Annotated in this window: 18 protein-coding genes; 5 read left to right on the top strand and 13 right to left on the bottom strand. The window is 68.8% G+C overall.

All coding sequences use genetic code 11. From position 1 onward, the window contains the following. Positions 1 to 38 precede the first annotated feature (38 nt). Together CXY79_RS10805 and CXY79_RS10800 are read right to left on the bottom strand one after the other, a co-directional pair. Positions 39 to 1,394 (bottom strand): pitrilysin family protein, encoded by a 1,356-nt coding sequence (locus tag CXY79_RS10805; RefSeq protein WP_104101147.1) that lies wholly within the window; start codon positions 1,392 to 1,394, stop codon positions 39 to 41. A 73-nt stretch (positions 1,395 to 1,467) separates the two neighbouring features. After that, the gene (locus tag CXY79_RS10800) at positions 1,468 to 2,565 is read right to left on the bottom strand and encodes an aldo/keto reductase (RefSeq protein WP_104101299.1); all 1,098 of its coding nucleotides are present in this window, start codon (positions 2,563 to 2,565) and stop codon (positions 1,468 to 1,470) included. Positions 2,566 to 2,807: 242 nt separating this feature from the next. Here CXY79_RS10800 and CXY79_RS10795 point away from each other — a divergent pair, with 242 nt between their 5' ends. After that, a complete protein-coding gene (locus tag CXY79_RS10795; RefSeq protein ID WP_104101145.1) occupies positions 2,808 to 4,427 on the top strand; it encodes a peptide chain release factor 3 in 1,620 nt (539 codons plus the stop codon). A gap of 183 nt (positions 4,428 to 4,610) precedes the next feature. Here CXY79_RS10795 and CXY79_RS10790 read toward each other — a convergent pair whose 3' ends face one another. Together CXY79_RS10790 and CXY79_RS10785 are read right to left on the bottom strand one after the other, a co-directional pair. After that, on the bottom strand, positions 4,611 to 6,653 hold the full coding sequence (locus CXY79_RS10790) for a transglycosylase domain-containing protein (protein ID WP_158250272.1): 2,043 nt from the start codon (positions 6,651 to 6,653) through the stop codon (positions 4,611 to 4,613). A gap of 135 nt (positions 6,654 to 6,788) precedes the next feature. Continuing rightward, on the bottom strand, positions 6,789 to 8,477 hold the full coding sequence (locus CXY79_RS10785; protein ID WP_233191417.1) for a ribonuclease J: 1,689 nt from the start codon (positions 8,475 to 8,477) through the stop codon (positions 6,789 to 6,791). A gap of 332 nt (positions 8,478 to 8,809) precedes the next feature. Here CXY79_RS10785 and CXY79_RS10780 point away from each other — a divergent pair, with 332 nt between their 5' ends. Beyond that, on the top strand, positions 8,810 to 9,313 hold the full coding sequence (locus CXY79_RS10780) for a glutathione peroxidase (protein ID WP_104101141.1): 504 nt from the start codon (positions 8,810 to 8,812) through the stop codon (positions 9,311 to 9,313). Positions 9,314 to 9,585: 272 nt separating this feature from the next. Here the strand turns inward: CXY79_RS10780 and CXY79_RS10775 are convergent, their stop codons facing one another. The 5 genes from CXY79_RS10775 to CXY79_RS10755 all read right to left on the bottom strand — a co-directional run bounded on the left by CXY79_RS10775 (position 9,586) and on the right by CXY79_RS10755 (position 16,010). Continuing rightward, positions 9,586 to 10,449, bottom strand: coding sequence for a CoA ester lyase (locus tag CXY79_RS10775; protein ID WP_104101138.1), 864 nt, complete (start codon positions 10,447 to 10,449; stop codon positions 9,586 to 9,588). Next, positions 10,446 to 10,931, bottom strand: coding sequence for a MaoC family dehydratase (locus CXY79_RS10770; RefSeq protein ID WP_104101137.1), 486 nt, complete (start codon positions 10,929 to 10,931; stop codon positions 10,446 to 10,448). Before CXY79_RS10770 ends, CXY79_RS10775 begins: the two co-directional genes overlap by 4 nt. 11 nt (positions 10,932 to 10,942) lie before the next feature. Then, positions 10,943 to 12,109, bottom strand: coding sequence for an acyl-CoA dehydrogenase family protein (locus CXY79_RS10765; protein WP_104101134.1), 1,167 nt, complete (start codon positions 12,107 to 12,109; stop codon positions 10,943 to 10,945). Next, on the bottom strand, positions 12,106 to 14,394 hold the full coding sequence (locus tag CXY79_RS10760; RefSeq protein ID WP_104101131.1) for a biotin carboxylase N-terminal domain-containing protein: 2,289 nt from the start codon (positions 14,392 to 14,394) through the stop codon (positions 12,106 to 12,108). Before CXY79_RS10760 ends, CXY79_RS10765 begins: the two co-directional genes overlap by 4 nt. Positions 14,395 to 14,402: 8 nt before the next feature. Next, entirely contained in the window at positions 14,403 to 16,010 is a 1,608-nt protein-coding gene (locus CXY79_RS10755; RefSeq protein WP_104101127.1) for a carboxyl transferase domain-containing protein, read from the bottom strand. 121 nt (positions 16,011 to 16,131) lie between these two features. Between CXY79_RS10755 and CXY79_RS10750 the strand changes: the two genes are divergently transcribed. Then, positions 16,132 to 16,743: a TetR/AcrR family transcriptional regulator gene (locus CXY79_RS10750; RefSeq protein ID WP_104101126.1), complete on the top strand. Its 612-nt coding sequence runs from the start codon at positions 16,132 to 16,134 to the stop codon at positions 16,741 to 16,743. A gap of 207 nt (positions 16,744 to 16,950) precedes the next feature. Here CXY79_RS10750 and CXY79_RS10745 read toward each other — a convergent pair whose 3' ends face one another. From CXY79_RS10745 to pdhA, 4 genes are all read right to left on the bottom strand, one after another. Continuing rightward, positions 16,951 to 17,613 (bottom strand): VOC family protein, encoded by a 663-nt coding sequence (locus CXY79_RS10745; RefSeq protein WP_104101125.1) that lies wholly within the window; start codon positions 17,611 to 17,613, stop codon positions 16,951 to 16,953. Between the two features lie 185 nt (positions 17,614 to 17,798). After that, positions 17,799 to 19,262 carry a dihydrolipoamide acetyltransferase family protein gene (locus tag CXY79_RS10740; RefSeq protein ID WP_104101124.1) on the bottom strand — a complete coding sequence of 488 codons (1,464 nt, stop codon included), beginning with the start codon at positions 19,260 to 19,262 and terminating at the stop codon, positions 17,799 to 17,801. Then, positions 19,259 to 20,353, bottom strand: coding sequence for an alpha-ketoacid dehydrogenase subunit beta (locus tag CXY79_RS10735; protein WP_104101123.1), 1,095 nt, complete (start codon positions 20,351 to 20,353; stop codon positions 19,259 to 19,261). The genes CXY79_RS10740 and CXY79_RS10735 overlap by 4 nt, the downstream gene beginning before the upstream one ends. Beyond that, a complete protein-coding gene (pdhA, locus tag CXY79_RS10730; protein WP_104101122.1) occupies positions 20,353 to 21,462 on the bottom strand; it encodes a pyruvate dehydrogenase (acetyl-transferring) E1 component subunit alpha in 1,110 nt (369 codons plus the stop codon). The genes CXY79_RS10735 and pdhA overlap by 1 nt, the downstream gene beginning before the upstream one ends. A gap of 133 nt (positions 21,463 to 21,595) precedes the next feature. On the opposite strand from pdhA, the gene CXY79_RS10725 reads away from it, so the two are divergent. Both CXY79_RS10725 and CXY79_RS10720 read left to right on the top strand, forming a co-directional pair. Next, positions 21,596 to 22,063: an Lrp/AsnC family transcriptional regulator gene (locus tag CXY79_RS10725; RefSeq protein WP_104101121.1), complete on the top strand. Its 468-nt coding sequence runs from the start codon at positions 21,596 to 21,598 to the stop codon at positions 22,061 to 22,063. Then, entirely contained in the window at positions 22,060 to 22,692 is a 633-nt protein-coding gene (locus CXY79_RS10720; RefSeq protein WP_233191416.1) for an LON peptidase substrate-binding domain-containing protein, read from the top strand. Before CXY79_RS10725 ends, CXY79_RS10720 begins: the two co-directional genes overlap by 4 nt. Positions 22,693 to 22,729 lie beyond the last annotated feature (37 nt).

The following is a 22,729-nucleotide window of genomic DNA, read 5'->3' as shown; positions in this document are numbered from 1 at the left end:
GTTTTTGGGTACCGAGTTTCTGGGCTCGACAGTTCTGCTCAGGAGGGCACAAAGGTCGGCAGGATCGCGGCGAAGACGTCGTCGTCGAGCGCGCCGACCGCGGAGATGGAGAGCGAGCCGGCGGCCAGTTCGGCGGCGAGGTTCTGAACGTCGTCGGCCGTGACGCGCGCGAGCCGGCGGAGGGCCTCGTCGAGGTCGATGAACTCGCCGAGGGTGATTTCGGCGCGGCCCAGCCGGGACATCCGGGTATCGGAGTCTTCAAGGGCGAGAGCGGATGCGCCGGACAACTGACCCGCGGCCCGCTTCATCTCGTCGGCCGTGACGCCGTTGTCGGCGAGTCGGTGCAGCTCGCCCAGCATCAGCTCGGCCACCTGGCCGGACTTCGCCGGGGTGCAGCCCGCGTACATGCCGAACAGTCCCGCATCCGAGTAGCCGGGCGCGAAGGAGTAGACCGAGTAGGCCAGACCGCGCTTCTCGCGGATCTCCTGGAACAGGCGCGAGGACATGCCCCCGCCGAAGATCGAGGTGAGCACGCTCATGGTGACGCGCCGCTCGTCGGTGGCCAGGAGGCCGGGGAAGCCCATCAGGATGTTCGCCTGTTCGAGCGGGCGGCGCACGATGGTGACCGGATCACCCTGACTGAGGGCGGCGGGGGCTCCGGACCGGCGGCCGACCGGGGGCGCGAAAACACTGAGGTCCCAGCCGGCGAGGGCGAGGGACCGGGTGACTGCTGCGACCAGCACGTCGTGGTCGACCGCGCCGGCCACGGTGACGACCAAGTCTTGTGGGCGGTAGTTCGCCCGGTAATGCTCTAGAACGGCGGCATGGGTGGCCGCACGGATCGTGTCGGGACTGCCGCCGATCGGGCGCCCGAGCGCGTGATCTCCCATGACCGCCTCGAAAAAGCGCTCATTGGCGACGTCGGCCGGGTCGTCGTCGGCCATGGCCAGCTCTTCGAGGATGACGCCCCGCTCGTTCTCAAACTCAACCGGGTCGAGCAGCGACGACGTGAGCATGTCGGTGAGCACCTCGACCGCCATCGGCAAGTCTTGGTCTTGCACCTTGGCGTAGTAGCAGGTGTATTCCTTGGCCGTCATCGCGTTGTGCTCACCGCCGACCGAGTCGAAGGCGATCGCGATGTCGAGGGCGGTGCGCTTGGCGGTGCCCTTGAACAGAAGGTGTTCCAGAAAGTGGGTAGACCCGAAGTGGCCGGGCTCCTCGTCGCGGGAGCCGACCGCGACCCAGTAGCCGATGGTCAGGCTGCGGCTGCCGGGAACGTGTTCCGACACGATGCGCACACCGCTCGGCAGCACGCTGCGGCGCACCAGGGAATCACCTGCCGCGCGGAACGAGAGTTCGGGCAGATCCAGAGAGAATTCGACGGCACCGTTCATGACTAGACCACCTTACGTCACGGCGCCGACGCGGCCCGGGTGCCGGCACCGGTGTTCGGCCGGCACCGGTGCGTCAGGCCGAGATCCGGTCGAGGTCCACCATGTCGCTGCGGGTCAGACGGATGCCGGCCGCCGTCACGAGGGCGTCGACCTGTTCGGGCTGGCTGGCACTGGCCACCGGCGCCACGACCGGCCCCCGTGCGAGCAGCCACGCGATCGCGATCGCCGCTGGCGGCGCCTCGTGCTCCTCGGCGATGCGGTCCAGCACCGCGAGCACGCGGAATCCGCTGCGGTTGCGGTATTGGGCGCCGCGGGAGCTGCGAGTGGTCTTCTCCAGATCGGCCTTCGACCGGTACCGGCCGGCCAGAAATCCGTGGGCGAGCGCGAAATAGGGGAGCACCGCCATTCCCTGGGCGCGGGTGACGAGGGCGAGAGAGGATTCGAATGCGGTGCGGTGCAGGAGGCTGTACTGCGTTTGCAGGGCAACGAAGCGGGGCAGGCCGTTCGCCGCGAGAACCCGGGCCTCCATCAGGCGTTCGGCGGAGAAGTTGGAGGCGGCGAGGTAGCGCACCTGGCCGCGGCGCATGAGCACATCGACGGCGCCGAGGCTCTCTTCCAGCGGCACTGTCGGGTCGTCGAAGTGGAAGTGCAGCAGGTCGATGTAATCCGTCCCCAGCCGGTCGAGGGAGGCGTGCACGGCGCCGATGATGCTGCGGGAGGAGAGCCCGGGGTTGTCGAGGTTCTTGCCGATCTTGGTGGCGATGACGGTGCTGTCGCGCGTTCGGCGCGAGCGCAGCCAGGACCCGATGATCACCTCGCTGCGGCCGGAGGTGTAGCTGTCGGCCGTGTCGAGGAAGTTGCCGGCCAGGTCGCGGTGGCGGTCGAGGATGCGGTGGCTCGTGGCGCCGTCTGCCGTCCACCCGAACACGCTCGTGCCGAGTGCCAGCGGGTGCACGGTGAGGTCGGTGTCGGCAATCGTGCGGCGGAGCGCCAGGGGTGACGCCCCGGTCGCGGGGGCGGCCTGCGGGACGTACAGATCCGGGATCGCGAGCGGGGGCGGGGGCAGAAAAACCGCCTGCGGGGCGGTCGGGATGGACGTCGAGATCGGAGCCGGGCCCTGTCCGGTCGGATGAGCGGGCAGGCTGGTGGTCGTACGGCGGGAACCATGCATGCCCGGACGCGGCATCCGTCGTCTCCCTTCGGTTGAGCCGAGGTTATCCCCGGGGCCGAACGTTGCGAAGGACACGCCTGGACCGTTACCAAACCGTGCGCGCATTGGGCCTGAACCCCGCCGCCGGAAGCGGAGAACCAGTTCCCAGAGTGTGAAGTTAGAATTGGGGGAACCGATTCCTGAGTAGCGGCCGCCCAGGCAACGCCCCCCGCCTGCCCGAATCATCCGCGAAAGAAGGATCCATGACGCAGCTCGCCGGCGTGTCCACGCCCGAGGTAATGAAAGAAGCGCGCAGGCGACGCACGTTCGCCGTGATTTCGCACCCCGACGCGGGGAAGTCGACGCTCACCGAGGCCCTGCTGCTGCACGCGCGGGCCATCACCACGGCCGGCGCCACACACGGCAAGGCCGGCCGACGCGGCACCGTCTCCGACTGGATGGCGATGGAGCAGGCCCGCGGCATCTCCGTGACCAGCGCGGCGATCCAGTTCGAGTACCGCGACACCGTGATCAATCTGGTGGACACCCCCGGGCACGCCGACTTCTCCGAGGACACCTTCCGCGTGCTCTCCGCCGTCGACGCCGCAGTCATGCTCGTCGACGCCAGCAAGGGTCTCGAGGTGCAGACCATGAAGCTCTTCGAGGTGTGCAAGCAGCGCGGCCTACCGGTGATCACGGTCATCAACAAGTGGGACCGTCCCGGTGCCGAGGCGCTGGACCTGATGGACGAGATCCGGGAGCGCACGGGACTCCTACCCACTCCCCTGACCTGGCCCGTCGGGATCGCCGGTGACTTCCGCGGCGTGATCGACCGGTCCTCGCACGAATTCATCCGCTTTCACCGCACCGCCGGCGGAACGAAAGCCGCCGAACCCGAGCGCTTGAGTGTGGCCGTCGCGGCCGCCGAGGAGGGCGCAGCCTGGGTCACCGCCACCGAGGAGTCCGAGCTGCTCGCCGAGGAGAGCCAGGACCACGATGAGGCCCGCTTCCTCGCGAACGAGACCACCCCGGTGCTGTTCGCCGCGGCCGTGCTCAACTTCGGCGTGCAGCACATTCTGGACACCCTCGTGGACTTCGCGCCGGCCGCGGAAGCCCGGGAGGACGCATCCGGTGGCCACCGCCCCGTGGACAGCGCCTTCTCCGGTTTCGTGTTCAAGGTGCAGTCCGGGATGAACGCCTCGCACCGCGACCACGTCGCGTTCGTGCGGGTCTGTTCGGGTCAGTTCCGGCGCGGGATGATCGTGACCCACGCGGCCAGCGGGCGGCCGTTCGCCACCAAGTACGCGCAGCACCTGTTCGGGCGCGAGCGGGAGGTGGCCGACGAGGCCTGGCCCGGCGACATCGTCGGCCTGGTCAATGCCTCCGCCCTACGGGTGGGCGACTCGATCTTCGAGATCGAACCGGTGGAATACCCGCCGCTGCCGATGTTCGCGCCCGAGCACTTCCGGGTGGTGCGGTCGGCGGACTCCAGCAAGCACAAGCAGTTCCGTCGCGGCATAGACCAGCTTGACCACGAGGGTGTCATTCAGGTGCTGCGGTCGGAGCTGCGCGGCGACCAGGCGCCGGTGCTCGGCGCGGTCGGGCCGATGCAGTTCGAGGTTGTGGAGGAACGGATGACCCACGACTTCGGCGCCGCCATTCGCACCGAGGCTCTGCCCTACCAGCTGGCCCGGCGCACCGACCGCGCGAGCGCCGAGATCCTCGGCCACGACCGCCAGGTCGAGGTGCTGATGCGCTCCGACGGCACGCTGCTCGCCCTGTTCAGCACTCCGTGGCGGCTGCGCAACACCGTGCGCGACCACCCCGAGCTGATGCTGGAAGACCTCGCCACGGGCAGCAACGAGGTTCCCGCCGCGTACTAGGCGAGTCGGTCCTGATTCGCAGGCCAGCAGCCCGAACGAATTCGACGGAGATTCTGCCGAAAACCGGCCCAAACCGGCCGGAAAACCGGATTTAGGCCAGAATCTCCGTCGAATTGGTTTGACGCCGCGAGGGCAGCGGCCAGCACGAGGGCAGCGGTCAGGCGGATGCCGTCGGGCATGGGGTCAGCGGGTCAGGTCGCGCGGCGGCTCCGTGAACTCGTCTCCGCCGTACTTTTCGTTGGCGACGCCCATCATCTCGGGCCACATCCGGTGCCGGGCCGTGGCCGCCTGCCCGCTCTCGAAATATGTCTCCCGCTGGTCTTCGCCGACCCCGGACACGTTCATGACGCCCACGATGGTGGCGACCTTCGTGCTCGCACCGGCCATCCAGGTGTCCCTGTTCTCATCGGTGGTGCCGGTCTTGCCGATCATCGGCACCTGCGGGTCGGTGTCGTAGTACGACGGGCTACCCGAGCCTCTGGTCATCACGCGCTCCATCGCGTAGCTCATGGCCGCGGCAACCTCGGGGGTGACGGACTGCGTGCAATTCGACTGCGGGGCGGGAAGTTCGGCTCCGTCGGGGCCGGTGATCCGGTCGATCACGATCGGCGTGCAGGTGACGCCATTGTTGGCGATCCCCGCGTAGGCGGCGGCCATCGTCAGCGGCGCGATCTCGTTGGTGCCCAGCACCGCGGACGCGCCCTGTTCCAGCGCGCCACCATCGGCGCGGTGCACGCCGAAGGCTTCGGCCGTCTTGCGGATGCCGCAAAGGTCGAGTTCCTTGGCCATTCCGATGAAGCCGGTATTGATCGAGTCGATGGTCGATTCCAGGGCGGAATAGGAGGAATCGTCATCCGAGGAGGAGTCGTTGCCGGGCGCAAAGCTCTCGCCGTAGTCCTGGGGACCGTTGCAACTGTCCTCGAAGGTTCCCCACTCGTCGCGTTCCCAGGCGCTGACCGAGTCGGCGAGCGAATTACCCTGAGTGAGCCATTCGGCGAGGGTGAAAACCTTGTAGGTCGACCCGGTCTGGAATCCGTTGGAGCCGCCCTGGTCGAGATCGGTGTTGTAGTTGATGCCGGTGAAGTTCGCTCCGGTGTCGGCCGGGTCCTGGCTATAGTCCTTGTTCTGGGTCATGGCCAGCACCCGCCCTGTACCGACGCCCACGCTCGTGATCACGCCGCCGACATCCCAGTCCTCGAAGGTCTTGGGCACGTTCTCGGCCATGGTGCTCTCTGCCGCGCTCTGCAGGACGGGGTCGAGGGTCGTGTACACGTTGTAGCCGCCGAGCCGGAAGTTGGCCAGGCGGGCATCGGCATCCGCCCCGAAGGCCGGATCGTTCCGGAGGGTCTGGAGCACCAGGTCGCAGAAGTAGGCGCTTCCGCCCGCGGTGCGGCACCCCGTGCTCGGTTCGGTGATGGTCGGTTCGATCGGAGCGCTGATCGCGGCGTCGTGGTCCGCCGTGCTGATCTTCTCGTTCTCCTGCATCTCGTCGAGGATGTAGTCACGGCGTTCTTTGTTGGCCGCGTACCCGTTGGCGGCGCCGTTGGTCGTGCTGTCGGGTTCGTCGAGCTGGAACTTGACCGGGTTGTTCACGATCGCGACGAGGCTCGCGGCCTGCGGCAGCGTCAGCGCGGCCGCGGTCGTGTTGAAATAGTAGTTGGCGGCCGCCTCGATGCCGTAGACGGATCCACCGAAGCCGGTGATGTTCAGATACTGCCGCAGGATGTCGTCCTTGGAGGACTTCTTCTCCAGACCGACGGCGAGGCTCATTTCCTTGAGTTTGCGCCACGGGCTGGTCTCCGTGGCCGCGTCGTAGCAAATCATGCGCTCGGCGTCGTCGGAAAGGGCCTCGCACTGCTGCACGAGCACATTTTTCACGTACTGCTGGGTGATCGAGGATCCGCCGCGGACGTCGCCGGTGAACAGCGTGGTGACGGCGCCGGTGAGGCTGCCCCAGATGTTCACGCCGCCGTGCTCGTAGAATCCCGGGTCCTCGCCGGAGGTCGCCGCATCCTTCACGTACTGGCTGATCGCATCCGAACTCACTTCGACCCGGTTCTGGTCATAGAAGGAGGCGAGCAGATAGGGCGAACCGTCACTCGCGGTGGCGTAGATGTTGCTCTTCTGCGACAACCGGCCGATTGACAGGTCGTCGGGCAGATTGACCACGGCCACGATCGCCGTCGTCGCCAGCAGGGCCACGATGACACTGAGCGCGATCAGCACACGCGAACGCCGTCGGGACCGACGGGCGTTTTTCCTACCGGACATTTCAGGGGTCATGAGCGCCGAGTCGTTTCTGGTTGCGAAGGAAGCGGGAGGGCCACCGGGCCGAACGGCCCGGCGGCCCGGCGGCTACAATCAGGCGTCGACGACGACCGAGGTGATGACCGGGATGCGGCGGTACTTGCGCTGCATCCAGCGGGTCAGACTCTGCGTGAAGATGTCTTCGAGCTCTGCGCCGTTGACGATCTTGACCTTGTTCGCGGCGCGCAGGGCGTCATCGATGGACTTGGTCGCGCCCTGGATCCACTCGTTGTCCTGCACGAAGCCGCGGGCTATGAACTCGACCGGCTCGGTGAGAAGCCCGGTTCGGGTGTCGAGGATGCCGAGGATCGTGACCGCGCCGTCGTTGGAGAGCTGCACGCGGTCGGCGAGAGCCTCCTCGGAGCCGCCGCCGCCGACCGTCATACCGTGCACGAAGACGAGCTCGGCAGCCACGCGGCCGGTGACTTTCGCGACACCGTCGACGAGGTCGACGACCACGCCGTCTTCCACGACGAGGACCTGGTCCTCGGGGACGCCCGTGCGGATGGCCAGATCGGCATTGGACTTGAGGTGGCGCCATTCGCCGTGGTACGGGATGACGTTCTTGGGTTTGACGATGTTGTAGACATAGACGAGTTCGCCGGCCGACGCATGGCCGGAGACGTGCACCTTGGCATTGCCCTTGTGCACGACGTTGGCACCCCAGCGGGTGAGGCCGTTGATGACCCGGTAAATCGAGTTCTCGTTTCCGGGGATCAGCGAACTGGCCAGCAGAACGGTGTCGCCCTCGCCGATCTTGATGGTGTGCTCGCGGTTGGCCATGCGGGCCAGCGCGGCCATGGGCTCACCCTGCGAACCGGTGCAGATCAGGACGACCTTGTCGTCCTTCATCCGGTCGAAGGCCTTGACGTCAACCAGGAGGCCCTTGGGCACCTGCAGGAAGCCCAGTTTCTCGGCGATGCCCATGTTGCGCACCATCGAGCGGCCGACGAAGGCCACCTTGCGGTTGTGGCGGGCGGCGGCGTCGATGACCTGCTGGATGCGGTGCACGTGACTGGCGAAGCTGGAGACGATGATCCGGCGAGGAGCGGTGCGGAAGACGGCGTCGATGGCCGGGCGGATGTCTTCCTCGGTCACCGTGAACCCGGGAACCTCGGCGTTGGTCGAGTCGGTCAGAAACAGGTCGACGCCCTCTTCTCCGAGCCGGGCGAAGCCGGGGAGGTCGGTAAGGCGGTTGTCGAGGGGGAACTGGTCCATCTTGAAGTCGCCGGTGACGAGCACGAGGCCGGCCTCAGTGCGGATCGCGACGGCGAGTCCGTCGGGGATCGAGTGGTTCACGGCGAGGAACTCGAGGTCGAACGGGCCGGCCTTGCGGCGCTGACCCTCCTTGACCTCGATCAGGCGCGGCGTGATGCGGTGCTCTTCGAGCTTCGCTGTGACGAAGGCCAGGGTCAGCTGTGATCCGATGACGGGGATGTCCTTGCGCTCGCGCAGCAGGTACGGCACGCCGCCGATGTGGTCTTCGTGGCCGTGGGTGAGCACGATGGCCTCGATGTCCTGGAGGCGGTCGCGCAGCGACGAGAAGTCGGGCAGGATCACGTTGATGCCGGGCTGGGTCTCTTCGGGGAAGAGAACGCCGCAGTCCACGATCAGGAGCTTGCCCTTGTGTTCGAAGACCGTCATGTTGCGGCCGATCTCGCCGAGACCGCCGAGCGGGGTGACGCGGAGGCCGCGCCTGGGCAGCTGCGGCGGCGTGGACAGGTCGAGCGGGTGCTTGGTCAAAAAAACTCATTTCTCAGTGTGAAAACGCGCGCGTCGCGGGCGTGTCTCGCGTAGTGGACCGTGGTCGGGTCCTGGTGAACGGATGTTCTGGTGAACAGATCGTGCAAAGTCTGGATTCGGGCGGCCGCGCCCGGGGCGGACGCTAATGTCCGATCGGGTCGGAGTCGAGGCTGAGTCCGAAGGCGGTGGCGTCAGGTCCGTGAAGTCATCGACACGGCAGTCGAGAGGGCACGGATGATGCTCATGACGCCTCATTCTATCGCAGCCGGGTCAGCCCCTTCACCGCTCCCCTGCCCAGCCTTCTCGAAGGCAGCACCGGTAGCGTCAGCCGCATGTCTGCCTCAGAGCTGTATTCGACCCCACTCACCCTCATCGACGGCACGGAAACGACCTTCGGCCAGTTCGGCGGCAAGGCCGTCCTGGTCGTGAACGTCGCCTCGAAATGTGGGTTCACTCCGCAGTACGCCGGTCTCGAAGCGCTCTACCAGAAGTACCAGCACGAGGGACTCGTCGTGCTCGGCCTTCCCTGCAACCAGTTCATGGGACAGGAGCCAGGGGCCGAGGCGGACATCGAGTTGTTCTGCCAGAAGAACTACGGCGTCACCTTCCCGCTGAGCGTGAAGGTCGACGTGCGCGGCAGGCACCAGCACCCGCTCTACGCTCAGCTGACCAAGTTCAAGTCGGGCCTGCTGCCCGGTCTGATCAAGTGGAACTTCGAGAAGTTCTTGGTGAGTCCCGAGGGTGAGATCGTCAACCGCTTCGCGTCGACGGTCGAGCCGGAGTCCGACGAGATCGTGCAGGCGATCGAGAAGACCCTCGCGGCCAACGCCGCCTAAGAGCCCACCGAGCCGGTTGACGCCCCTGGCTCCCCCGGGGTGGATGGGCCCCGGCCAAGCCCGCGCGTGTGGTCAACTCAGGACATCCGTCGCCCTCGTGAACCTGCCGCCCCGGACCAGTGCGGAACCGGCGTGGATGCCCGGCGTGGCCAGACGTATCTCCTGACTAAGCCACAAGGCGCCACGGATATGCCGCAGGGCTTACGCGGTTCGGGCAATCAGCGGTCGCCCCGCGCTGCGCCGTGAACGAATTCGACGCCGAACAGAGGCAGCTAGTGGTCCACCGAGTCGGCCGGAGCCGATCCCGTCGGAAATCCCGGTTCCGGCGGGACGGTCGCCGCCCGCCGCAGCACCGCCTCGGCGTGGCGCAGCAGGGGTGCGTCGATCATGCGCCCCTGGTAGGCGAACACGCCCCCCTCTCCCGCGGCCGCCTCCAGGATTTGCCACGCCGCCGTGACCTCGGCAGGCGTGGGCCGGTAGGCGGCCCGGATGACGGGCACCTGGCTGGGGTGGATGCAGGCGGTGGCGCGAAATCCGCTCGCGACCGCATCCACCACCTCGGCCTGCAGACCCTCGAGGTCGGGGATGGCCAGGAACACGCCGTCCACGGCCGCCTTGTCGTTGGCCCCGGCCGCCAGGAGCACAGCGGACCGAGCATGGCGGGCGATGGCGCGGTAGCTGCCGTCGGGGAACCGGCTCGAGCTGCCGCCGAGCGAGGCCACCAGGTCGTCGGCACCCCACATCAGCGCCACCACATTGGGCTCGGCCGCAATCGAGGGGGCGGCGAGCACCCCCGCGGCGGTCTCGCAGAGTGCGATCACCTCGAACCGGGCGAGAGCGGCGAGGTGGGCGGCGCTCACGGTCTTCGGCAGCATCACGTAGCGGTACAGGGTGTCGTCGAGGGCGGCGAGGTCAAGCTGGAAGTCGGGCGTGTCGGCCGGGTTGACGCGCACGACAGTGCGTTCGGGGTCGAGCGGATGGCTGACCAGCAGGCCGCGAGCGCGTGCCCGGTTGCCGGGCAGGAGCGCATCCTCCAGGTCGAGGATCACGGCATCCGCCCGCTCCGCCGCCTTGCGATACCGGTCGGGGCGGTCGGCCGGGCAGAACAGCAGCGCGGGTCCAAGGTCGAAGCTCATTGAACGGCCGCCCGGCACCAGACCAGCACCGTGCGCTCGGCCGTGGCCACCACGTCGCCCTCCTGGTTACGACCGGTGTGCCGAAGCGTGACCAGCCCCTGGCCCGGCCGGGACGCCGACAGCCGGCGGGCGGTGACGATCGTGTCGGAGTAGAGGGTGTCGCCGTGGAAGAGCGGATGCGGGAACGTCACCTCCCCGAAGCCGAGGTTCGCCACGATCGTGCCCTGCGTCAGCTGCGCGACCGAACTGCCCACCAGCGTCGCCAACGTGAACATCGAGTTGACCAGGCGCTGCCCGAACGGCTGGGTGGCCGCCCACGCCGCGTCGAGGTGCAGTGCCTGCGAGTTCATGGTCAGCGTGCTGAAGAGCACGTTGTCGGCCTCGGTCACCGTGCGACCGGGGCTGTGCCGGTAGCGGGCCTCGAGGTCGAATTCCTCGTAATACAGCCCGCGCTGCTCGATCGTGCGTCGTTCGTCGCTCATTTTCCTCCCGCCTAACCGGTGAACCCAAGCGCCCGCGAGATGACCATCAGCTGAACCTCGGTAGTGCCTTCACCGAGCTCGAGCACCTTCGAGTCGCGGTAGTGCCTCGCCACCGGGTTCTCGTTCAGGAACCCGTAGCCGCCAAAGATCTGGGTCGCGTCGCGGGCGTTGTCCATGGCGGCTTCGCTTCCCACCATTTTGGCAATCGAGGCCTCCATTTTGAAGGGGTGTCCATGCACCATTTTCATGGCCGCGTCGTAGTAGGCGAGGCGGGCCGTGTACACGCGAGCCTGCATCCGTGCGATCTTGAACGCGATGTGCTGGTTGGAGCCGATCGACCGGCCGAACACATTGCGGGTGTTGGCGTAACGGATGGACTCCTCGAGGCAGCCCTGCGCCGCACCCGTGCACAGCGCGGCGAAGGCGATGCGCCCCTCGTCGAGGGTCTGCACGAAGTTGGCGAAGCCGCGGCCGCGTTCGCCGAGCAGGTTGGCCTCGGGCACGCGCACGTTCTCGAAGAGCAGCGGATGCGTGTCGGAGGTGTGCCAGCCCACCTTGTCATAAGCCGGCAGCGCCGTGAACCCCGGGGTCGGGGTGGGCACGAGGATGGCCGTGAGCTCCTTCTTCACCGAGCCGTCGGGGCGCTCGGACTCGCCGGTGACAGCTGTCACGGTGACCAGCCGGGTGATCTCGGAACCGGAGTTGGTGATGAACTGCTTCGTGCCGTTGATCACCCATTCACTGCCGGAAAGCTCGGCCGTGGTCTTCGTGCCGGCGGCGTCGGAGCCGGCATCCGCCTCGGTCAACCCGAACGCGGCGAGCGCACGCCCGCTGGTCAGCAGCGGCACCCACTCCTGCTTCTGCGCCTCGGTTCCGCGCCGGTAGACGGGCATGATGCCGAGCCCCACGCCGGCCTCGAGGGTGACGGCGATGGACTGGTCGACCCGGGCAAGCTGCTCGACCGCGAGGCAGAGCGCGAAGTAGTCCTGGCCCTGGCCGCCGTACTCCTTCGGGAATGGCAGGCCGAACAGGCCCAACTCCCCCATCTGGGCGATGATGTCATAGGGCAGGCTGCGCTTGGTGTCGTACTCGTAGGCGGCCGGCGCTACGACCATGTCGGCGAAGTCGCGCACGGTGTCGCTGAGCTGCTGCTGCTGCTCGGTCAGTTCCTGTTTCACGTTGGGTCTCCCTTGACTGGCGTGGCTGGTGGTGTGGCTTCCGTCCCGGTGGTCACGGCGGTGGCGGCGACTGTGGCGACGATCTGGTCGAGGCGCACGAGGTCACCCGGGCGCACGCCGATGGTGAGCCGGCCATCCGTTTCGGCCAGCAGATGGTGCTCCATTTTCATGGCCTCCACGGTGAGGATGCGCTGGCCGGCGACGATCAGGTCGCCCGTGGCGAGGTGCACGGCAACCACGGTCCCGGGCATCGGCGAGCGCACCTCCGGCCGGGCCGCCCCGGCCTCTCCCCCGGCCCGGTCGAGGCCGGTGAGGCGGTCGACGAGCTGCTCGGCCCGGGAGCGGTGCACCAGCTCGGTGCCAAAACCGCTCTGGCCGAGCCAGAGGCGCGGGCCGTCGGACACGAGCTGCAGCACCTCAAGGCGGCCGCCCAGTTCACAGGCGAAGGTATCGGCGTGGCCGGTGACGGGCGCGAGTCGGCCGGGAACGGGCATCCGTTCGTCGACGGCCACGGTCAGGCCGTCCGGGCCGGTCAGCACGGCAACGTCGACGGTTTNGGCGTGGCCGGTGACGGGCGCGAGTCGGCCGGGAACGGGCATCCGTTCGTCGACGGCCACGGTCAGGCCGTCCGGGCCGGTCAGCACGGCAACGTCGACGGTTTCGGTGGCGCTGACCCGCAGACTGTAGTGCACCGGCCGGGCCGGACCGAGCCGCCAGCCGCTCGGCTGTGCCCACAGGCCGGCGGCGGCGCTCGTCGTGCCGGTGCCCGCGGCGGCAGTGCGGGCGGTGGCGGTGGCGCGCGCGTGCAGGAACAGGGCCGCGGCGGCCGGCAGGTGGTCGGGCAGCGGTTGCCCGGGCATCCCCCGGAGTCCGAGACCGGGCAGGCTGCGCTCGATCAGGCCGGTATCGAGGCGACCGACACGCACGTCGGGGTTGTGCAGCAGCAACCGGAGAAACTCCACGTTGGTGTGCACCCCGAGCACCACGGTGTCGGCGAGTGCCCGGTCGAGGCGGGCGAGGGCCTCGGCGCGGTCAGCACCCCAGGCGATCACCTTGGCGAGCATCGGGTCGTAGACCCCCGAGATCGGCAGGCCCGGACGCAGCGAGCTGTCGACCCGGATGCCCTCGCCGACCGGTTCGGACAGGCTGCGCACGGTGCCCTGGCTGGGAAGAAAACCGCGCGCCGGGTTCTCGGCGTAGAGGCGCGCCTCGATCGCGTGCCCGGTGAGCACCACCTCCGCCTGGGTCAGCGGCAGCGGTTCCCCCGCGGCGATGCGCAGCTGCCACTCGACCAGATCGAGGCCGGTGACCAGCTCGGTCACCGGGTGCTCCACCTGCAGCCGGGTGTTCATCTCCATGAAGAAGAACTGGTCCGGGGCCGCATCGGAGACCAGGAACTCCACCGTGCCGGCGCCGGTGTAGCCGACGCTCCGGGCGGCCTGGCAGGCTGCCTCGCCGATGCGTGCACGCGTGGCCGGGTCGAGCAGCGGCGACGGAGCCTCCTCGATCACCTTCTGGTGGCGGCGCTGCAGGGAGCACTCGCGCTCACCGAGATGGATCACGGCGCCCGAAGCGTCGGCGAGCACCTGCACCTCGATGTGCCGGGGCTGATCGATGAAGCGCTCGAGCAGCAGCGTGTCGTCGCCGAACGCGCCCTGCGCCACGCGCCGCGCCGTGACGAGCGCCGCGGCGAGCTCGCCCGCGGCGTCGACCCGCAGCATCCCCTTGCCGCCGCCGCCCGCGGACGGTTTGATCAGGAGCGGGTAGCCCACCTCCACGGCGGCGGCGATGAGCTGGTCGTCGGTCTGGCCGGGCCGGGAGAACCCGGGAATGACGGGCACACCGCTATCGGCGACATGGTTCTTGCCGCGGATCTTGTCGCCCATCACGGCAAGGGCGTTCAGACCCGGTCCGACGAAGACGAGGCCGGCGGAGGCGCAGGCGCGGGCGAAGGCCTCGTTCTCACTGAGGAATCCGTAGCCGGGATGCACGGCGTCGGCGTCGGTGGCCGCCGCGGCCGCCAGGATCGCGTCGATGTTCAGGTAGCTCGCCTGGGGCGCGGCCGGGCCGAGGCGCACCGCGGCGTCCGCGAGGCTCACGTGCAGCGCATCACGGTCGGCGTCGCTGTAGACGGCCACCGAACGGATGCCCATCGTGCGCAGGGTGCGGATGATGCGGCAGGCGATCTCGCCGCGGTTGGCGACCAGCACGGTCTCGAAGAGTGTCAAGCGCGGTGTCAGTGCGTTCGGTGTCGGTGCGTTCGGTGTCGGTGCGTTCGGTGTCATGGTGCGCCTCACATCCGGAAGAGGCCGAAAGCGGTCTCAGGCAGGGGTGGCCCGGAAACGACGTCGAGGGCCAGGCCCAGCACGGTGCGGGTGTCGGCCGGGTCGATCACCCCGTCGTCCCAGAGCCGGGCGGTCGAATAGTAGGGGCTGCCCTGCCGCTCGTATTGGGCGGTGACGGGCGCGGTGACCTCCTCCGCGGCATCCGTCGACCAGGGCAGGCCGGCCTTCTCCCGCTGCTCGCGTTTGACGGTGACGAGAACGGATGCGGCCTGCGGACCGCCCATCACGGAGATGCGGCTGTTCGGCCACATCCAGAGGAAGCGGGGCGAGTAGGCACGGCCGCACATGGAATAGTTGCCGGCGCCGAACGACCCGCCGATCACGACCGTGAGCTTGGGCACGCGCGCGGTGGCGACGGCGGTGACCATTTTCGCGCCGTTCTTGGCGATGCCGCCGGCCTCATAGTCGCGGCCGACCATGAAACCGGAGATGTTCTGCAGGAACAGCAGCGGGATGCCGCGCTGATCGCACAGCTCGATGAAGTGTGCCCCCTTGAGGGCGGATTCGGAGAACAGCACACCGTTGTTGGCGATGATGCCGACCGGATGGCCATGCAGATGCGCGAAGCCGGTGACCAGGGTCGTACCGTACTCCTTCTTGAACTCATGGAACTCGCTACCGTCAACCAGACGCATGATCACCTCGTGCACGTCGTAGCGGCCCTGCGGGTCGGTCGGCACCGCGCCGTAGAGCTCGGCCGGGTCGGCAACGGGGTCGACGGCCGGCAGCCGCGGCCAGGCCGGCGGCGGAGGCGCGGGCAGGTAACGCACGATGTCGCGCACGATCTGGAGTGCGTGCTCGTCGTCCTCGGCGAGGTGGTCGGTCACCCCGGAGGTGCGGGCATGCAGGTCACCGCCGCCGAGCTCCTCGGCCGTGACGATTTCGCCGATCGCGGCCTTCACCAGCGGCGGGCCGCCGAGGAAAATTGTTCCCTGGTTCCGCACGATCACGGTTTCGTCGCTCATCGCCGGCACGTAGGCGCCGCCCGCGGTGCAGGATCCCAGCACGGCGGCGATCTGCGGGATCTTGGCCGCCGACATCCGCGCCTGGTTGTAGAAGATGCGGCCGAAGTGGTCACGGTCGGGGAAGACCTCGTCCTGCAGCGGCAGAAAGGCCCCGCCCGAATCGACCAGGTAGACGCACGGGAGCCGGTTCTCGAATGCGATCTCCTGCGCCCGGAGGTGCTTCTTGACCGTCATCGGGTAGTAGGTTCCGCCCTTGACGGTGGCGTCGTTGGAGATGACGAGCACGTGGCGGCCGTGGATCAGCCCGATCCCGGCGATCAGGCCGGCACCGGGGCTGTCGTCGCCGTAGAGTCCGGTGGCGGCCAGGGGCGCGATCTCGAGGAAGGGGCTGCCGGCATCCAGCAGCCGGTCGATGCGTTCGCGCGGCAGCAGTTTGCCACGGGCGAGGTGGCGCTGGCGGGAGGCCTCGGGACCGCCGAGGGCGACGACGGCGAGGCGGCGGCGCAGGTCGGCGACGAGCTCGCGGTGGGCGGTGGCGTTCGCGTCGAAGGCCGGACTGGTCGAGTCGATCAGACTCGCGAGTGTCTCCATCGACGACTTCCCGCTTTCCCGCTTGAGTGTTCAGCCGGTACAGTTAGCGTGCACTAACCGAAAGTCAGGTTAGCGGTTCATAACTGAGTTGTCCAGAGTTTCCGCGTGAACGGAGCACCGAATGGGAGTCCTCCCGTCCTCGCCGACGGCTCGGAGCCAGGCCAAGGCCGACCGGCGGCAGGCACTGCTCGGGGCCGCCGCCACGCTGTTCGCCCGGTCGGGCTACAACGGGGTCTCGATCGAGGACCTCGGCGCGGCCGTCGGCGTGAGCGGACCGGCCGTGTACCGGCACTTCAGCGGCAAGCCGGCCGTGCTGGCCGCGCTGCTGGTGGAGGTCAGCGAGACGTTGGTGGCGGGCGGGCAGGCCGTGGTCGCGGGCACTCCGGATGCCGCGGGCGCACTCCACGCGCTGGTGCGCTTCCACACGGACTTCGCCCTCTCGCATCCGAACGTCATCCGCGTGCAGGACCGGGACCTGGACAGCCTCGCCGCCCCGGACCGGCACCAGGTGCGCGCCCTGCAGCGCACCTACGTGGAGCTGTGGGTGAGCGTGCTCGGGCAAGTGCACCCCGAGGTTGATGCGCAGCTGCTGCGCATCCGTGCCCAGGCGACGTTCGGACTACTGAACTCGACCCCGCACACGCTGCCGGCGTCGCCGAGCGGCAAGGTGCGGCCGCTGCTCGAGGAGATGGCGCTCGCGGCGCTCGGGGCCGGGGGGCTCGCGCCCGCCTAAGCCTCGCGGGCGGGGGGCTCGCGCCGGCGTGAGCCGGGCATCCGTCGACGTCGACCGTTCTGGTCAAGATCAACCGGTGTGTCTGTCGACCTCGACCGGAAGTGTCGATCTCGGCGGTAGCCGGGGCTTAGCGGCTCAGTCCACGACCCGTCGACGAGCCATCAGACGAATATATTCGCGGGCTCAGAAGACGGCTCAGTCGCCAGCTCAGGAGACAGTGGTGCAGACGCAGAGCTCGTTGCCCTCAGGGTCGGCCAGGACCCACCAGTCGGGGGCGTGCTCGTCGGTGAGGAGATCGCCGCCGGCGGCGATGACGTCCTGCACCCGGGACTCGGCGTCGATCGTGGGCAGATACACGTCGAGGTGGATGCGGTTGCGCTCGGTGCGCGCGATATCCATCGTCTGGAACCAGACCCGCGGGCCCTGGCCGTGTGGATCGACGAGTTCGATCTCGCCCTCGCTGTCGACCTCCACGTAGCCGAGACCCACCCGCCAGAACGGCCGGATCGCTTCGGCGTCGGTGCAGTCGATCGCCACGTCGTAGCGGGCCGGCCGCACCGGCGCACGGTCGGCGCCCTGCGCATCCGCGAGTTCCTGGATGCGCAGCGCAAGCCGCAGGTCGCGGTCGGTCACGCCGCCGGCGTCGTGGGACGAAAGGCGGAAGCCGACTTGGCCGTAGCCGAGCCGCACGTCGGGGTGGTGATTCATCGCATCCGCCGCCTCGGCAACCTGGTCGACCAGGCGCACAGCCGAGGCGAAGTCCCGGGTCGTGAACGAGCCGTGCAGGGCGCCGTCGAGGTGGACGAAGGCTCCGCCGGCGAGCACGGACTCGGTGTCGAGAGGGGTGAGGAGGGTGCCCGGTGATTTCATCCCCCCACTCTGCTGCGCGGTCCGAGCCCCGTCAAGGCGCGCTCGGGGGCATCCGTTGCCGGCCGGCTCCCGCAGGCTGCGAACCAATTCGACGGAGATTCTTGGAAAAATGCCCGTCTTTACCCAAATTTCGGGCTGTGGGTGCGAAAACTCCGTCGAATTCGTTAGGGGCTGACCACTGACTCCTAGAGGAGGGCGAGGGCGCGCGCGGGGTTGGCGAGGATGCCGGCGACGTCGGTCAGGAACCGGGCCGCCTGCTCTCCGTCGACGAGACGGTGGTCGAAGGCGACGCTGAGAGTGACCACCTGCCGCAGCGCGACCTCGCCGCGATACTCCCACGGCCGCGGCGCAATCGCTCCCAGCGCGAGGATCACGGCCTCCCCCGGAGGCAGGATCGGCGTGCCCGCATCGATGCCGAACGAGCCGATGTTGGTTATCGAGATCGTGCCGCCGTGCAGGGCGGCCGGGCTGGTCGCTCCCGCCCGGCCGGCGCTGGTCAGCGCGGCGAGCGCCGCGGCGAGGTCGGCGAGAGCCAGCCGGTCGGCATCCGGGATGTTGGGCACGATCAGCCCGCGCGGCGTGGCAGCGGCGATGCCGAGGTTCACGTAATGGAACTGCACGATCTCGCCGGCCGCCTCGTCCCAGCGGGTGTTGACCTCGGGCGTGCGGGCGACGGCGAGGCAGAGCGCCTTCGCGACCACGGCAAGGACGCCGATGCGCGCGTCGGCGAACCCCCGGTCGCGTTTCAGCGCGTCGATCAGCTCGATCGTCGGCGTCACATCCACGGTCAGGAACTCCGTGGCGTGCGGCGCGGTGAAGGCGCTCTGCACCATAGCGGCGGCGGTCTGCTTGCGCACACTCCGGATCGGGCTGCGGGTTTCCCGGGCACGGGGCTCGGATGCCGGGGGCCGGTCATCCGGTTCGGCGCGCCCGAGCTCGAGTCCCGGTTCGTTCGGTGTGTGGCAGACGCCGAGGGCTGCGGGGGCGGCGTACGCCGCCACGTCCTCCCGGATGATGAAGCCCGTCGGACCGGTCCCGGTCACCTGGGTCAGGTCGACGCCCAGTGTGCGAGCCAGCGCGCGCACCGGCGGCGTGGACCGCGGGCGCTCCCCGGTAGCCGGCACCTCCCGAGCCGCGGGTGACGCGGCCGACGTTAAGGCCGGCGTCGACGTCGAGGCAGGCGCCGACGTCGACCTCGCTGCCGGAGTAGAGACCCCGGCCCGGCCCGGCGCATCCGTCGCCCCCGCGCGGGCCCGTCGCTGCGGCCGCCCGCCACGCTCGGCCGCTGCGCCGTACCCCACGAGCACGGCCAGCCGTTCGGGCTCGCCAGCAGGAGCCGTAGGACCAGCAGGAGGCGCAGGAGCCGCATCGGCGGGAGAAGCGGCCGAAGGAACTGAGGGAGGCTCGGCGCCGGCGACCTCGAAGGAGACGATCGGGTCACCCACGTGCACGGTGGTGCCGGGCTGCTGGTGGAGTTCGGCGACCACACCCGCGAAGGGCGACGGCAACTCGACGACGGCCTTGGCCGTCTCGACCTCGGCGATGAGCTGGTTGAGCGTCACCGTGTCGCCGGGCGCGACCCGCCAGGCAACGATCTCCGATTCGGTCAACCCCTCGCCGAGGTCGGGCAACCTGAAAACCTTGATCATCGTCGTCGTCCCAGCACTCGGTCGACCCCATCGAGCATGCGGTCGAGGTCGGGCAGGTGGTGGCTCTCCAACTTCGCCGCCGGGTACGGGATGTCGAAGCCGGTGACCCGCACCGGTGCGGCCTCGAGGTAGTCGAAGCAGCGCTCGGTGACCTCGGCGATGATCTCGCCACCCAGCCCGCCCGAGCGGGCGGCCTCGTGAGTGACGACGAGCCGGCCGGTTTTGCGAACGGATGCCTCGACGGCGGCGTAGTCGATGGGCGAGAGCGAGCGCAGGTCGATGACTTCGACCGAGATGCCCTCGTCGGCGGCGGCGAGCGCGGCATCCGTCGCCGTGGTCACCAGCGCTCCGTAGGCAATCAGCGTGACGTCGGTGCCGGCGGCCACGACCCGGGCACTCTCGAAGGGCTCGCCGAGTTGCGGGGTCACCGGGCCGGCAACGTGGTAGCGGCGTTTGGGCTCGAAGAAGAGGACCGGGTCGTCGGAGGCGATCGCCTGGCGGATCAGGCTGTAGGCGTCCTGCGGGTTCGAGACCGCGATCACGCGCAGGCCCGAGGTGTGCGTGAAGTAGGCCTCGGGCGATTCGGAGTGGTGCTCGGCGGCGCCGATGCCGCCGCCGAACGGCACCCGAATGGTAATGGGCATGCGCAGGGCCCCCTGGGTGCGGTAGTGGAACCGGGCCACCTGGCTGACGATCTGGTCGAATCCGGGGAAGATAAAGCCGTCGAACTGGATCTCGCAGACCGGGCGGTAGCCGCGGTACGCCAGCCCCACCGCGGTGCCGATGATGGCGGACTCGGCCAGTGGGGTGTCGACGACCCGGTTCGGCCCGAACTCGGCGAGCAGGTCGATGGTCACCCGGAACACGCCGCCGAGGGCGCCGATATCCTCGCCGAGGAGCACCACCTTCGGGTCGTCGAGCATGGACTGGCGCAGCCCGGCGTTGATCGCCTTGGCCAGGGTCAGGGTCTTCGTGTCCGTCAGCGCCGCCTCGATCGGCGACACCGGCGTCACAGGCACCGGCGTCGCAGGCACCGGCGTCGAGCCGTTCGCGCGTGTAGCCGGAGCACTCCGGATGGTTTCGATTGACATCAGACCTTCCCTCCGGTCGGCTCGAAGCTCGCCAGGTAGGCCGCGTACTCCGCACGCTGGCGGTCGACCCCGGCGTGCGGGGTGGCGTAGACGTTGGCGAGCACGGTCAACGGCTCCGGGTCAGGCAGGCCGATGCAGCCGGCGCGCAGCTCGGCGGCCGTGGCGTCGGCCAGAGCCTGGGTCTCAGACTCCAGCTCGGGGGTGAACAGGCCGAGAGAGTCGAGCAGCCGTCGCAGTCGCAGGATCGGGTCTTTCTTCGCCCACTCCTCGAGTTCGGCCGCCGGCCGGTAGCGAGTGGGGTCATCCGCGGTCGTGTGCGGGCCCATCCGGTAGGTGACAGCTTCGATGAAGGTGGGGCCTCCCCCGGTGCGGGCCCGGTTCAGGGCCAGCCGGGTCGCGGCCATCACGGCCAGGACGTCGTTGCCGTCGATTCGGAGGCTGGGAATGCCGAACCCGGGGGCCCGGCCGGCGATGCCGAAGCGGGTCTGCAGTCCGACCGGCTCGGAGATGGCCCAGTGGTTGTTCTGGCAGAAGAAGACCACCGGCGCCTGAAAGCTCGCCGCGAACACGAGCGCCTCGCTGACGTCGCCCTCGCTGGTCGCGCCGTCGCCGAAGTAGGCCACGGCCACCGAGTCCGCGCCGTCGAACACGGCTCCCATCGCCCAGCCCGTGGCGTGCAGGGTCTGCGCCCCGATGATGATGCTGGGCGTCGCCATTCGGTACACCAGCGGGTCCCAGCCGGATTGCGCGGTGCCGCGCCACACCCGGAGGATGTCGGTGGGCGCTATGCCCCGGCACCAGGCGACGGCGTTCTCACGGTAGCTGGAGAAGACGAAGTCGTCGGCGCGGAGCGCGCGGCCCGAGCCGATCTGCGCGGCCTCCTGGCCGAGCAACGGCGGCCAGAGCCCCAGCTCTCCCTGACGCTGCAGCGCCGTGGCCTCGGCGTCGATGCGGCGCACCACCACCATGTCCTGGTAAAGCGCCGCGAGGTCGGCCCCGGTCACCTCCGCGACCCAGGGATCCAGATCGGCGTCGGCCAGCCGCATCCCCTCGGGGCTCAGCAGCTGCAGAAGAATGTCGGGGGTCTCCCCGGTGTGGACAGTGTGCATCAGATGCGCTCCCAGCGTCGTTGCCGAAGTTGTTGAGAGCGTACGATTCCGCGACACGGAGCACAACCATGACAATGAATTTTGAGCAATTTGCCCTATTCATGGGGCACCCTGCCTGCTACCGTCGAGCAGTATGCACAGTCTGGACAAAGTCGACTTACAGTTGCTCCGCGCTCTATGCGCCGAACCGCGCAGCACGTTCGTGGCGCTCGCCCAGCAGCTGCGCCTCTCCCGCAACACGGTCCAGGCGCGCATGGCCAGGCTTGAGGAGTCGAACGCGTTCCTCTCCTTCGACCGCCGCATCAACCCGGTCGCGCTGGGCTATCCGCTGACGGCCTTCATCGAGGTGCACGTGCAGCAGAAACGCCTCGCCCAGATCGTGGCCGAGCTCGCCCGCATTCCGCAAATCGTGCAGGCGCACGGCATGAGCGGGGCGACCGACATCCTGGTGCGCGTGGTGTGCGCGGATGCCGACGACCTGTTCCGCATCGACGGCACCATCCTCGCCTGCGAGGGTGTCGATCGCACCGAGACGTCCCTGGCCATGGGCGAGCTGATCCCCTACCGGATCACCCCGCTGCTGGAGCGTACCCGCCCATGACCGCGCTGCCGGTGACGTCCCTGCCGATGTTCCCGCTCGGGTCGGTGCTGTTCCCCTATATGCCGCTGCAGCTGCGGGTGTTCGAGGACCGCTACCTGGTCATGCTGTCGCGCATCCTCAAGGAGGAGCCGGCCGAGTTCGGCGTGGTGCTGATCGAACGCGGCCAGGAGGTCGGCGGCGGCGAGCGGCGGTTCCACTACGGGACCGTGGCCCAGATCACCGAACTCGAGGCCTCCGAGGGATTCGTCGGGGTGACCGCCCAGGGCGAACGCCGGGTCGAGGTCATCGACTGGCTGACCGAAGACCCGCACCCCCAGGCCACGGTGCGCGACCTTGCCGAGCTGGACTGGGACGACGACCTGCTGCCACTGCGGGACCGGGCCGAGCAGGCCGTGCGACGCGCCCTGGCCCTCGCAAGCGAATTCGCCGACCAGCTCTGGCCCTCGACGGTGGAGCTGTCCCGGGATCCGACGGCGGCCGCCTGGCAGATCGCCGGCATCGCCCCGCTGGGCCCGCTGGACCAGATCGAACTGCTGCGGTCCACCTCGATGGAGCAGCTCCTCACGGCGGTGATCGAGTACACCCAGGAAGCCGTGGACTCCCTCAGCGCGCCCTGGCCCGAAGAATAACCCCAATCTATTTGATAAATTCATCATATAGGTATAT

The organism is Cryobacterium sp. M96, from assembly GCF_002929845.1.
In the GTDB taxonomy this organism is placed as follows: Bacteria; Actinomycetota; Actinomycetes; order Actinomycetales; family Microbacteriaceae; genus Cryobacterium; species Cryobacterium sandaracinum.
This window is presented reverse-complemented; position numbering and strand designations above follow the sequence as displayed.

What these genes read in the sequence shown, in the direction of transcription:
- CXY79_RS10740 (WP_104101124.1), bottom strand. Translation starts at nt 19,262, where the DNA reads ATGATCAAGGTTTTCAGGTTGCCCGACCTCGGCGAGGGGTTGACCGAA.
- CXY79_RS10770 (WP_104101137.1), bottom strand. Translation starts at nt 10,931, where the DNA reads ATGAGCGACGAACGACGCACGATCGAGCAGCGCGGGCTGTATTACGAG.
- CXY79_RS10745 (WP_104101125.1), bottom strand. Translation starts at nt 17,613, where the DNA reads ATGAAATCACCGGGCACCCTCCTCACCCCTCTCGACACCGAGTCCGTG.
- pdhA (WP_104101122.1), bottom strand. Translation starts at nt 21,462, where the DNA reads ATGCACACTGTCCACACCGGGGAGACCCCCGACATTCTTCTGCAGCTG.
- CXY79_RS10735 (WP_104101123.1), bottom strand. Translation starts at nt 20,353, where the DNA reads ATGTCAATCGAAACCATCCGGAGTGCTCCGGCTACACGCGCGAACGGC.
- CXY79_RS10720 (WP_233191416.1), top strand. Translation starts at nt 22,060, where the DNA reads ATGACCGCGCTGCCGGTGACGTCCCTGCCGATGTTCCCGCTCGGGTCG.
- CXY79_RS10725 (WP_104101121.1), top strand. Translation starts at nt 21,596, where the DNA reads ATGCACAGTCTGGACAAAGTCGACTTACAGTTGCTCCGCGCTCTATGC.
- CXY79_RS10750 (WP_104101126.1), top strand. Translation starts at nt 16,132, where the DNA reads ATGGGAGTCCTCCCGTCCTCGCCGACGGCTCGGAGCCAGGCCAAGGCC.
- CXY79_RS10805 (WP_104101147.1), bottom strand. Translation starts at nt 1,394, where the DNA reads ATGAACGGTGCCGTCGAATTCTCTCTGGATCTGCCCGAACTCTCGTTC.
- CXY79_RS10755 (WP_104101127.1), bottom strand. Translation starts at nt 16,010, where the DNA reads ATGGAGACACTCGCGAGTCTGATCGACTCGACCAGTCCGGCCTTCGAC.
- CXY79_RS10795 (WP_104101145.1), top strand. Translation starts at nt 2,808, where the DNA reads ATGACGCAGCTCGCCGGCGTGTCCACGCCCGAGGTAATGAAAGAAGCG.
- CXY79_RS10800 (WP_104101299.1), bottom strand. Translation starts at nt 2,565, where the DNA reads ATGCATGGTTCCCGCCGTACGACCACCAGCCTGCCCGCTCATCCGACC.
- CXY79_RS10780 (WP_104101141.1), top strand. Translation starts at nt 8,810, where the DNA reads ATGTCTGCCTCAGAGCTGTATTCGACCCCACTCACCCTCATCGACGGC.
- CXY79_RS10775 (WP_104101138.1), bottom strand. Translation starts at nt 10,449, where the DNA reads ATGAGCTTCGACCTTGGACCCGCGCTGCTGTTCTGCCCGGCCGACCGC.